The organism is Burkholderia sp. KCJ3K979 (assembly GCF_016759955.1).
GTDB classification, from domain to species: domain Bacteria; phylum Pseudomonadota; class Gammaproteobacteria; order Burkholderiales; family Burkholderiaceae; genus Burkholderia; species Burkholderia orbicola.
Map to the genome: position 1 here is coordinate 1 of NZ_JACFYV010000214.1, position 11,363 is coordinate 11,363.

Annotated in this window: 13 protein-coding genes and 1 pseudogene; 12 read left to right on the forward strand and 2 right to left on the reverse strand. The window is 64.6% G+C overall.

Annotated features, from left to right (window positions below; genetic code table 11):
• A pseudogene (locus H3O04_RS29415) lies at positions 1 to 139 on the reverse strand (AMP-binding protein); the annotation flags it as partial.
• A gap of 315 nt (positions 140 to 454) precedes the next feature.
• Between H3O04_RS29415 and H3O04_RS29420 the strand changes: the two are divergent.
• The 9 genes from H3O04_RS29420 (at position 455) to H3O04_RS29460 (ending at position 7,739) form a co-directional block, all read left to right on the forward strand.
• Positions 455 to 1,363 carry a DMT family transporter gene (locus tag H3O04_RS29420; RefSeq protein WP_124478488.1) on the forward strand — a complete coding sequence of 303 codons (909 nt, stop codon included), beginning with the start codon at positions 455 to 457 and terminating at the stop codon, positions 1,361 to 1,363.
• A 112-nt stretch (positions 1,364 to 1,475) separates the two neighbouring features.
• Complete coding sequence (locus tag H3O04_RS29425; protein WP_006478317.1) at positions 1,476 to 2,060, forward strand: TIGR00645 family protein; 585 nt, start codon at positions 1,476 to 1,478, stop codon at positions 2,058 to 2,060.
• Positions 2,061 to 2,104: 44 nt separating this feature from the next.
• Positions 2,105 to 3,628 carry a fumarate hydratase gene (locus H3O04_RS29430; RefSeq protein WP_006478316.1) on the forward strand — a complete coding sequence of 508 codons (1,524 nt, stop codon included), beginning with the start codon at positions 2,105 to 2,107 and terminating at the stop codon, positions 3,626 to 3,628.
• A gap of 193 nt (positions 3,629 to 3,821) precedes the next feature.
• The gene (gene bfr, locus H3O04_RS29435) at positions 3,822 to 4,298 is read left to right on the forward strand and encodes a bacterioferritin (protein WP_006478315.1); all 477 of its coding nucleotides are present in this window, start codon (positions 3,822 to 3,824) and stop codon (positions 4,296 to 4,298) included.
• Between the two features lie 34 nt (positions 4,299 to 4,332).
• Positions 4,333 to 5,190 (forward strand): glutamate racemase, encoded by an 858-nt coding sequence (gene murI, locus H3O04_RS29440; protein WP_006478314.1) that lies wholly within the window; start codon positions 4,333 to 4,335, stop codon positions 5,188 to 5,190.
• A 151-nt stretch (positions 5,191 to 5,341) separates the two neighbouring features.
• Positions 5,342 to 5,578: a (2Fe-2S)-binding protein gene (locus H3O04_RS29445; RefSeq protein ID WP_006482749.1), complete on the forward strand. Its 237-nt coding sequence runs from the start codon at positions 5,342 to 5,344 to the stop codon at positions 5,576 to 5,578.
• A gap of 218 nt (positions 5,579 to 5,796) precedes the next feature.
• Positions 5,797 to 6,528 (forward strand): energy transducer TonB, encoded by a 732-nt coding sequence (locus H3O04_RS29450; RefSeq protein WP_006478312.1) that lies wholly within the window; start codon positions 5,797 to 5,799, stop codon positions 6,526 to 6,528.
• 34 nt (positions 6,529 to 6,562) lie between these two features.
• Positions 6,563 to 7,297 carry a MotA/TolQ/ExbB proton channel family protein gene (locus H3O04_RS29455; protein WP_006483875.1) on the forward strand — a complete coding sequence of 245 codons (735 nt, stop codon included), beginning with the start codon at positions 6,563 to 6,565 and terminating at the stop codon, positions 7,295 to 7,297.
• 13 nt (positions 7,298 to 7,310) lie between these two features.
• Entirely contained in the window at positions 7,311 to 7,739 is a 429-nt protein-coding gene (locus H3O04_RS29460; RefSeq protein WP_006478310.1) for an ExbD/TolR family protein, read from the forward strand.
• Positions 7,740 to 8,123: 384 nt separating this feature from the next.
• Here H3O04_RS29460 and H3O04_RS29465 read toward each other — a convergent pair whose 3' ends face one another.
• Positions 8,124 to 9,098 (reverse strand): LysR family transcriptional regulator, encoded by a 975-nt coding sequence (locus H3O04_RS29465; RefSeq protein WP_006478309.1) that lies wholly within the window; start codon positions 9,096 to 9,098, stop codon positions 8,124 to 8,126.
• Between the two features lie 121 nt (positions 9,099 to 9,219).
• On the opposite strand from H3O04_RS29465, the gene H3O04_RS29470 reads away from it, so the two are divergent.
• The 3 genes from H3O04_RS29470 (at position 9,220) to hemP (ending at position 11,058) form a co-directional block, all read left to right on the forward strand.
• Complete coding sequence (locus H3O04_RS29470; protein WP_202589019.1) at positions 9,220 to 10,092, forward strand: pirin family protein; 873 nt, start codon at positions 9,220 to 9,222, stop codon at positions 10,090 to 10,092.
• Between the two features lie 98 nt (positions 10,093 to 10,190).
• Positions 10,191 to 10,673 carry an SRPBCC family protein gene (locus H3O04_RS29475; protein WP_006478307.1) on the forward strand — a complete coding sequence of 161 codons (483 nt, stop codon included), beginning with the start codon at positions 10,191 to 10,193 and terminating at the stop codon, positions 10,671 to 10,673.
• 139 nt (positions 10,674 to 10,812) lie between these two features.
• The gene (gene hemP / locus H3O04_RS29480; protein ID WP_012328883.1) at positions 10,813 to 11,058 is read left to right on the forward strand and encodes a hemin uptake protein HemP; all 246 of its coding nucleotides are present in this window, start codon (positions 10,813 to 10,815) and stop codon (positions 11,056 to 11,058) included.
• Positions 11,059 to 11,363: the final 305 nt, after the last annotated feature.

The following is an 11,363-nucleotide window of genomic DNA, read 5'->3' on the forward strand; positions in this document are numbered from 1 at the left end:
AGAAGCCTTCGTAATCCTGCTCGGCCTCGGCGACGAGCGCGCGATAGGCCGGCATGCCGGAAATGGTCGCCGTCTTCTCGAGCGCCGCGGGCGGCGCGAACTGACGGGTTTCGTGAAGAACCGATTCAATCGCAGACATCGACTACCCCTTGGTGAACATGAATCCTCTGCATGGCGGCGCGATCGTGCGCGCCGCGCGTCGTCCTGGCCGGCGCCTGCGCGCCGCTGTCTCCCACCACCTGCACGCGACCGCGAAGGCCTGCGCACGATGCTGCACCGCACCACATCACGCGAACGTGACTCGCGGCCCGGCAGTTTCCACGATAAGCGCTCGAACTTACCCGTCACTTACGCGGCATGGCCGTCGTGCGCAGGGCACCGCATCGAGGTCGGCTTTACGCTGTTACAACCGCGACCCTACAATCCTAACTGAACTCGCCTTCCGGACTCCAGCTTGAATCGCTACGCCCTCTTCCTCATCCTGTCGATGCTGTTCGTCGGCAGCAACGTCGGTATCGGTAAATCCATCGTTGTATTCGTCCCGGTTGCCATCCTCGCCACGCTGCGCTTCGTGATCGCGATCGCCGTGCTGTGGCCGCTGTTCAGCCCCGTGAAGATGCGCGCGGTGAAGCGCGGCGAATGGCTGAACCTGTTCCTGCAGGCGTTCTTCGGCACCTTCATGTTCACGCTGCTGATGCTCAACGGCGTGCAGCGCACGAGCGCGGTGGCCGCGGGCGTCATCACGAGCACGATCCCGGCGATCGTCGCGCTGTTCGCGTGGCTGATCCTGCGTGAAAAACCGAACGGCCGTGCGCTCGTGTCGATCGCGCTCGCGATCGTCGGCGTCGTGACGATCAACCTCGCCAACGGCAGTGCAACCGGCCACGGCGCGCAGGGCGATGCGTCCGGCTCGCTGGCGGGCAACCTGCTGATCCTCGGCGCGGTCTGCTGCGAATCGATCTACGTGATCCTGTCGCGCCGGCTCACGCAAACGCTCGCGCCGATCGACATCTGCGCGTACACCCACCTGTTCGGCCTGTTCCTGATGCTGCCGCTCGGCGCAACCGCGCTGTGGCGCTTCGATTACGCGAGCGTGCCCGCCGGCACCTGGGCGCTCGTCGTCTGGTACGGGCTGTCGGCCAGCATCTTCTCGTTCTGGCTGTGGATGAAGGGCATCCGGCACGTGCCGGGCAGCCTCGCCGGCGTGTTCAGCGCGGTGCTGCCGATCGCCGCGGCCGCGTACGGCATCGCGTTCCTCGGCGAGCGCCCGACGCTCGCGCACGGCATCGCGCTCGCCTGTGTGGTCACCGGTATCGTGCTCGCGAGCCTGCGCGTGAAACGCGTGCCGGCGGCCGCTTCCTGATCCGTCCCCGGCAGGGCCGGCGCGTCGCTGCAGCGGCGCCGGCCGACGCGTTACAATAGCGCGCCTTTTCAAGATTACCCCCGATACCTGCGCACCGCGCCCGTACCCCGACATGTCCGCCCCGCATTCGCCCGGCCGTCCCGGCCGCCGCCCGCTTCGCCCCCTTCCCGCGCTGATTTTCATGAGCCGCTGGCTCCAGGTTCCGCTTTATCTCGGCCTGATCGTCGCGCAGGGCGTCTACGTGTTCCTGTTCCTGAAGGAAGTCTGGCACCTGCTGTCGCATGCGACCGGCCTCGACGAAATCAGCGTGATGCTCGCCGTGCTCGGCCTGATCGACGTGGTGATGATCTCGAACCTGCTGATCATGGTGATCGTCGGCGGGTATGAAACGTTCGTGTCGCGGCTCGGCATCGAGGGCCACCCCGACGAGCCCGAGTGGCTCGACCACGTGAACGCGGGCGTGCTGAAGGTCAAGCTGTCGATGGCGCTGATCAGCATTTCGTCGATCCACCTGCTGAAGACCTTCATCAACCCCGACCAGCACACGACGCACGCGATCATGTGGCAGGTGATCATCCACGTGTCGTTCCTCGTGTCGGCGCTCGTGATGGCGTGGGTCGATCGCCTGACGACGCACACGCACCCGGCCCATTTCCACGAGGCGCACGCGCCCGCGGCGTCCCGACCGGCGGCCTGAACCGTCGGCAAACCCTTCCCCACTATCCCCACAGAGTCTCAGCCATGACCGTCATCAAACAGGAAGACCTGATCCAGAGCATCGCGGATTCGCTGCAGTACATCAGCTACTACCACCCGCTCGACTACATCCAGGCCCTCGGCCGCGCGTACGAGCTGGAAGAGAGCCCGGCGGCGAAGGACGCGATCGCGCAGATCCTCACGAACAGCCGCATGTGCGCGGAAGGCAAGCGCCCGATCTGCCAGGACACCGGCATCGTGACGATCTTCGTGAAGGTCGGCATGGACGTGCGCTGGGACGGCGCGACGATGGGCCTCACCGACATGATCAACGAAGGCGTGCGCCGCGGTTACACGCACCCGGACAACGTGCTGCGCGCGTCGATCGTCAATCCGCCGGAAGGCGCCCGCAAGAACACGAAGGACAACACGCCGGCCGTGATCCACTACGAGATCGTGCCGGGCGACAAGGTCGACGTGCAGGTCGCGGCGAAGGGCGGCGGCTCGGAAAACAAGTCGAAGTTCGTGATGCTGAATCCGTCCGATTCGATCGTCGACTGGGTGCTGAAGACGGTCCCGACGATGGGCGCCGGCTGGTGCCCGCCGGGCATGCTCGGGATCGGCATCGGCGGCACCGCCGAGAAGGCGATGCTGATGGCGAAGGAATCGCTGATGGAGCCGATCGACATCCAGGAAATCATCGCGCGCGGCCCGAAGGACTGGGTCGAGGAACTGCGCGTGGAACTGCACGAAAAGGTCAACGCGCTCGGCATCGGCGCGCAGGGCCTCGGCGGCCTCGCGACCGTGCTGGACGTGAAGATCATGGCGGCGCCGACGCACGCGGCGTCGAAGCCGGTCGCGCTGATCCCGAACTGCGCGGCCACGCGCCACGCGCACTTCGTGCTCGACGGGTCGGGCCCGGCCAAGCTGGAAGCGCCGTCGCTCGACGCCTGGCCGAAGGTGCAGTGGGAACCGAACACGGAAACCAGCAAGCGCGTGGACCTGAACACGCTGACGCCGGAAGAAGTCGCGAGCTGGACGCCGGGCCAGACGCTGCTGCTGTCGGGCAAGATGCTCACCGGCCGCGACGCCGCGCACAAGCGCATCGCCGACATGCTCGCGAAGGGCGAGAAGCTGCCGGTCGATTTCACGAACCGCGTGATCTACTACGTCGGCCCGGTCGATCCGGTGCGTGATGAAGTGGTCGGCCCGGCCGGCCCGACGACGGCCACGCGCATGGACAAGTTCACCGAGACGATGCTCGCTCAGACGGGTCTGATCTCGATGGTCGGCAAGGCCGAGCGCGGCCCGGTCGCGATCGACGCGATCAAGAAGCACAAGGCGGCCTACCTGATGGCGGTCGGCGGCGCGGCCTACCTCGTGTCGAAGGCGATCCGCGGCGCGAAGGTGCTCGCGTTCGAAGACCTCGGCATGGAAGCGATCTACGAGTTCGACGTGCAGGACATGCCGGTGACGGTCGCCGTCGATTCGTCGGGCACGTCGGTGCACCAGACGGGTCCGAAGGAATGGCAGGCGAAGATCGGCAAGATCCCGGTCGCCACCGCTTAAGCGCGATCGAACGAAAGGCCGGACGGGAGTCCGGCCTTTTTACTTCTCATTCTCATTATTGTGCGCGGCCGGTTATTCAAGGCTGATTCTCATTACACGCAAAAGGCAGGCCCGACAAGGCTTCGAGGCTTGGCTTTTCTCGTTCGAGCGATTATCGTTCGGTTTCTGAAGCCCCACTGAACAAGGAACAGCCATGCAAGGCGACAAGAAAGTCATCGAATATCTGAACGCCCAACTGAAGAATGAACTCACGGCGATCAACCAGTACTTCCTGCATGCGCGCATGTACAAGCACTGGGGCCTCGACAAGCTCGGCAAGCACGAATACGACGAGTCGATCGGCGAAATGAAGCACGCCGACTGGCTGATCGAGCGCGTGTTCATGCTCGACGGCCTGCCGAACCTGCAGGACCTGCACAAGCTGCTCGTCGGCGAGGAAACCGAAGAGATCCTGAAGTGCGACCTGAAGCTCGAGCAGATCTCGCAGTCCACCTGCAAGGAAGCGATCGCCTACTGCGAATCGGTGCGCGACTACGTGTCGCGCGAGATCTTCGAGAAGATCCTCGACGACACCGAAGAGCACATCGACTGGCTCGAAACGCAGATCGACCTGATCGGCAAGGTCGGCCTGCAGAACTATCAGCAAACGATGATGGGTTCGGCCGAGTAATCGCCCTGCCCGCCAGCCCGCCGCCTGCCTGACGATGACGAACCCGTCCCACGCTACCGCGCCGCGCGCCGCCGCCCCTGTCGGCATCTTCGACTCGGGGCTCGGCGGCCTGTCGGTGCTGCGCGCCGCACGCGCGCACCTGCCGGACGAATCGTTCGTCTACGTCGCCGACTCGCACCACGCGCCATATGGCCCGCGCGACGAGGCCTTCATCACGGAACGCACGCTGGCCATCGGCGAGTGGCTCGCCCGCGAAGGCGCGAAAGCGCTCGTCATCGCGTGCAACACGGCAACGGCACGGGCGATCGCGGCCATCCGCGAATGCCTGTCGATCCCGCTCGTCGGCGTCGAGCCGGGCATCAAGCCGGCCGCCGCGCTGTCCGAGACCGGCGTCGCGGGCGTCCTTGCCACGCAATCGACGTTGAACAGCCCGCGCTTCCAGGCGCTGCTCGACCGCTACGGCGCCGGCCGCCGCTTCATCTGCCAACCCGGCCACGGGCTCGTCGAAGCGATCGAACGCGGCGACACGAACTCGCCCGCGTTGCGCGCGTTGCTCGAGCGTTACATCCAGCCGATGCTCGACGACGGTGCCGATACGCTGGTACTCGGCTGCACGCATTATCCGTTCTTCACGGAAACGATTCGTGACCTTGTTGGCGAGCGCCTGACGATCGTCGACACGAGCGATGCCATCGCCCGCCAGCTCGCACGGGTGCTCGACGAACGCGGGCTGCGCGCGCCGGCCGGCACGCATGCCGCGCCGCCGCGCTTCTGCTCGACGAGCGACGGCCTGCAGTTGCACGCGCTCGCGTCCACGCTGCTCGGCCTCGATGCGCCGGTCGAATCCGTCACCATTTCCTCGCCGAACGCGCGCGTCTGCGCGACCGCCTGACACGGGCCGGTGCGCCGGCTCCCCGCCCCAGCTTCCCCGCTCCCGCCGTTTCAAGGGTCCGATGACCTTAAAAAAAGCCCGACCCAGGCTTGTCAACACCCGCAAAATTAATGATAATAATTCGCATTAACGTTAGCTATCGCAACTCATCATGATCGTCTGCGTGTGCAAGTCTGTTTCCGATCGCAAGATTCGCGCGTCCCTTGCCGAGGGCGTGAACTCTTTCGATGAACTCCAGTTCGAGCTCGGCGTGGCCACGTGCTGCGGCAAGTGCGAGGAGTCCGTACGCGACCTCATGGCCGAACAAGGCGTCTGCGCGAGCCGGTGCGGTGTCGAGCATCATGCTCATCCGATCCCGGTCACGTTCTACGACCGCAAGGCGGCCTGAGCTGCACCGAGCGTGCGTATGCGGCCCAGGCCGCATTTTTTGTTTTGACCGTCAGCAAGCCACCGTCCGCGCGAGCCAACGGCTTACCTGTCAAGGAGCCTGTGATGGAATTGCTGATCGGATTCGTAACCACCGTTTGCATCTCGCTGCTGATCTTCCGCAAGTGATGCCGATTCACCTGCCGCGCCCCGGGTGCGACGTCGTTCTTTCAAGCTAACATGCAGGCTTCGCATCTCGCTCCTGCCGGCGCCATGCCGGCTGCACCACGTATGAATCCCCGAGTGATCGTCGTCGCGGTCGGTGTGCTTGCCGCACACGCGATCATGCTGACGGCCGCGTGGCTCCATCGCAACGCGCCGCCGCCGAAATCGGTCGAAGTCCAGACGATCACCGCGCAGCTCATCACGCCTGCGCCGATCGCGCAGCAGGTCGCGGCCGAGTCGATCCCGCAGCCCGCACCGCCGAAGCCCGTGCCGCGCGTGAAACCCAAGGTCGAGCCGAAGCCGGTGCAGAAAGCGGCGAAGCCGACGCCGCAGCCGGTTGCGCCCTCGCCGGCTCCGTCGCCCACCCCCGCGCCTGCCGCCGACCCAACGCCTGCTCCGGCCGCGCCCGCTCCCGCGGCACCAGCCGCCACGCCGGGCCCGGCGCGCGAAACGATGCAGGTCAGCGCGCCGAAGAACGTGCCGACGCTCCAATGCAACTTCGTGAAGCCCGACTATCCGTCGATGTCGCGCCGCCGCGGCGAATCGGGTACCGCCTATGTTCACTTCGTCGTCGGCGTGACCGGCAAGATCGAAAGTATCGATCTGCAGAAGAGCAGCGGCTATCCGCGCCTCGACGATGCCGCACTCGACGCGATGCGCTCGACCACCTGCCGTCCGTACGTCGAGAACGGCCAGGCGATCCGCGCTGCCCGCACACAGCCCTACAGCTTCGGGCTCACCGACTAACCTGCCTCATCCGGAAGATTCAAAGGAAACAAAAATGCAAAGCTACGGTATCGCGCACGTCTGGGCGCAAGGTGATTTCGTCACGCGCGCCATTGCGATCACGCTGCTCGTGATGTCGGTCCTGTCGTGGATCGTGATCGTCATCAAGGGCTGGAACGTGATCCGCCTGAACCGCCTCACGAAGAATGCCGAACAGGCATTCTGGCATTCCGACAATTTCGACGACGGCATCAAGAAGCTCGGCCTCGCCGCATCGACGCCGAACGACAACCCGTTCCTCGCGCTCGCGCTGTCGGGCAAGGAAGCCGCCGACCACCACCATCAGACGCAACCGCACCTGCATGACCGCATGGACGTATCGGACTGGGTCACGCGCTGCCTGAAGGACACGATGGACGAAGGCATCTCGCGCATGCAGAGCGGCCTCGCGATCCTCGCCTCGGTCGGCAGCACGGCGCCGTTCGTCGGCCTGTTCGGCACGGTCTGGGGCATCTACCACGCGCTGCTCGCGATCGGCGCCACCGGCCAGACGTCGATCGACCAGGTCGCGGGCCCTGTCGGCGAATCGCTGATCATGACGGCCTTCGGCCTGTTCGTCGCGATTCCCGCGGTGCTCGGCTACAACGCACTGACCCGCGCGAACAAGGGCGTCGTCAGCAAGCTGCGCCGCTTCGCGCACGGTCTGCACGCGTACTTCGTGACGGGCGCGAGCCTCGCGTCGTCGTCGACGCGCGACGGCCTGCGTCTCGCATCGCGCGCCGCCAGCTGAGACGAGGTGAACCATGGCCATGAACACCGGTTTCAGCGACGATGACGACGATGCCGTGATGAGCGAGATCAACATGACGCCGCTCGTCGACGTCATGCTCGTACTCCTGATCATTTTTCTCGTGACGATCCCGGCGATGCAGCATGCGGTGAAGATCGACCTGCCGCACGCCAGCAGCCAGCCCGTCGACGAAAAGCCGCAGACCGTCGACGTCGCGATCCAGGGCGACGGCACGATCCTGTGGGACGACCACACGGTCACGCGCGAACAGTTGCAGGCGCGCATCGCGGAAGCCGCGAAACGCACGCCGCAGCCGGAGCTGCATCTGCGCGCGGATCGCAAGGTTGCGTACGAGCACGTCGCGGAAGTGATGTCGGATGCGCAGGCAGGCGGGCTGACGAAGCTCGGCTTCGTGACGGAGCCGGGCGCAAAAGCGAAGTAACGCGCATACGTCTCGCAGTCGCAACTGCGCACCTAGCCGGCCGCACCTAACCGGCCGTGCACAAAGTAAAAGGCCTTCATCGCCAGATGAAGGCCTTTTTTCATGCGCACGCGGGCGCCTTCGGGCGGCGGGCTCTTTGGCGGTATCGGTTACGCCTCGAGCAACGCAAATGCGACTCTGCCGTGGTCTGCACGGACTGCGCGTTCTGCCCTATCTGGCTCACAATATATGCGGCCACCTGATTTCGCTCAGAACTTCCTTCACGAAATGGGATTTCAATATAGGCCCGCCCGCGCACGCATTCAAGGTTCCGTCGATTGAAACTTGCGATTGCAGACGACGCTTCAATGACAAAACAAATTTGCGTCGTCGTGCACGCCGTGTTCAGGTTGCCGAAACATCGGCCGCCGCTTCCTGCTTCGCGCGCTCGGGGCAACCCGGCTCTTTGTACGCGCCATGGTCGAGCTTCTCGACCAGGTAATCGACGAACGCACGGACCGCGGGCGGCATCCCCTGCCGCGACACGAACACCGCATACAACTGCGGCACCGGCAGCGTCCAGCCCGGCATCACGGGCGACAGTTGCCCCGCGCGCAGCGCGTTGCCGTACATCATCTCCGGCAGCGCGGCGATGCCGAGGCCATCGAGCACGGCCTCGCGGATCGTCATCAGGTCGGCCGTCACGAGCCGCGGATCATGCTCGTGCACGTGGCGCGTTCCATCCGGCGCGATCAGGTTGAATACGTGCCGGCCGTCGACGCTCGGCGTATCGAGCGTCTCGAAGCCGGTCAGGTCGTCCGGCGCCAGCGGCGGCGCATTCTGGCTCAGCAGGCTCGGCGCGCCCACCAGCATCTGCTCGGTGCGCCACAGCGGCCGCACGACGATGTTGGCGTTCTGCGGCGGCTCGGAGCGCACGCGCAACGCAACGTCGATCGAGTCCTCGAACAGGTCGATCACGCGATTCGTCACGCGGACATGCACCTTCACCTCGGGATAGCGGCGCAGGAATTCGGGCAGGATGCGCGACAGCATCGTCTGCGACAGCGTCACCGGCACGCTGACCCGCACCGAGCCGCGTGGTGACGCGCGCAACTGCTGCACCGCGTTCATCGCGGCCTGCGCTTCGGCGAGCATCGCCTGGCAATGCTGGTAGAACAACTCCCCCGCCTCGGTCAGCGCGAGCTTGCGCGTCGAACGCTGCAGCAGGCGCACGCCGAGCGCCGCCTCGAGCTCGGTCAGGCGTCGCGACAGACGCGATTTCGAGATGCCCAGCACGCGCTCGGCGGCCGAAAAGCCGCCATGTTCGACGACCTGCGAGAAGTACATCAGGTCGTTCAGGTTATGTGCATCGATATTCATCTCATCGTTCCAATTTCAGAACAATCCATTGCGAACGGCCGCAAATCGGACGGGAAAACGCCCAATATAATAACGCCATGTTTCAAAAATAACGCTATTCCGATGATTTCGAGGGCTTCCCATGACAACCGCTCGCTCGCTTGATCGTACCTACCCCGCGCTTCGCACCACCGAAGGCGGCGGTTTCGTGGTTCACCGTCCGTTCCCGACGCGGCTGCTGATGGACTTCGATCCGTTCCTGCTGCTCGATGAAATGGGCCCCGTCGACTACGCCCCCGGCGAAGCCGTGGGCGCGCCCGACCATCCGCATCGCGGCTTCGAGACCGTGACGTACGCGCTCGACGGGCGCTTCCGCCATCGCGACTCGTCCGGCCATACCGGCACGCTCGGCCCCGGCGACGTGCAGTGGATGACGGCCGGCGCCGGCGTCGTGCACAGCGAGATGCCGGATCCGGCGTTCGCCGACGCAGGCGGGCGTTCCCACGGCTTCCAGCTGTGGGTCAACCTGCCGCGCCGCGACAAGATGATCGCACCGCGCTACCAGGAGATCCCGGCCGCACGCATTCCGACCGCGACGTCGCCGGACGGCCGCGCGCGCGTGCGCGTCATCGCCGGCGAAGCATTCGGCGTACAGGCCGCGATCGAGACGCGCACACCGATTCTCTACCAGCACTTCACGCTGGAGCCGGGTGCGACGGTCACGCAGCCCGTGCCGGCCGGTTATCGCGTGTTTGCCTATCCGATCGACGGAACGGGCCTCTACGGGCCTGACAGGCAGGCGGTCGACGCACGGCACATGATCGTCTACGGCGACGATGGCGACACCGCCACGTTCGCTGCGGGTGACACGTCGCTCGACCTGCTGCTGATCGGCGGCGTGCCGCTCAACGAGCCGATCGTCCGCTACGGCCCGTTCGTGATGAATACCGAAGAAGAGATCCGGCAGGCCGTCGTCGACTACCAGACCGGTCGCATGGGCCGCATCGAAGCGTGAATCGGATCGGGGTCACAGGTAGCCGCGAAGCCGATGGTTTTGCGTCACAATAAGTTCTTGAACCATGTGGCCAGCCGCCACCAGAAGGAACCCGCCCCTTGAACTTCGAACACCTGATCCAGATCAACTCCGACGAACCGGGCGTGCCGAGCCTCACCCGCGACCAGCTCTGGGAAGGCCTCGTATTGCGTGCAGAACAGCCGCAACTGTTCGTGATCGGCCTCGACAGCTGCGTCATCCACGAACGGACCGACACGACGCTCGAACGCGAACTCCATTACGGCCACGCGACCGTGCGCGACCACGTGACGTTCACGCCGAACCAGCAGGTCCGCTATGACATCCGCGCGGCCGATGGCGAGATCGGCGGCTCGCTGACGATGACGATCGAGGAGCGCGACGACCGCCAACTGTTCCTGCGTTTCGAGTACCGCACGACGCTGACGGTTACGGACGACAGCGAAGAAGCGCGACAGACGCATGGGATCGTCAAGGAGGCGTACCGCACGTCGGATATCGACACCGTTCGCCTGATCCGCGAGTACGCGCAAGGTCGCAAGGACCCCGATCCGCTGCACTGAACCCGGCGGCGGCCTGCGGGCCGCCACTTTGATTCAAACTATCAGACCAGACTTATCGATCGATAAAGATTTTTTGTAAATGGGAATAGTTATCATTTAGAATTCATTCCATCGTATCGACAGTCACCGATCAAACCGAATGACCGACACCATGCGCCCGACCACGCTGACCCTGCGCCGCACCACCAGCACCGCAGCCAGCAGCCGTCAGAAGACGGCAGCGGTCACCACGCCGGCGAAACCCGCCGGCAACCGCGATGCAGGCACGCGGGTCGTCAACAGCGATACGCTGCTGCAAGGCCAAAGCCACATCAGCATCGCGCATAACGGAGAGACTTACCAGTTGCGGGCCACGCGGCTCGGCAAACTGATCCTGACGAAGTAACGACCGAGTATTGTGGGGACCACCTCCCTGAGAGGTGTTGGGCAGTAGCCAGCGTAACGGCTTGCACGCGAGATCTAGACCCCTTCGTGCAAACACACTCAAGCAGCCGTTGCAGCAAGCCAAGCCACTTTTTTGGTTCTCGCACAAGGAAGAAAAAAAGCGACACGTCGAAGGACGTGTCGCTTAATAGGATGGTCAGCCCGATCCTCACTCAGTGGACTACGCTGAGTGAGGATTTTGTCCTTCTGGAGGACCATCATGGACACGGTATCGCTGATCGGAGTCGATCTCGGCAAGCACTGCTT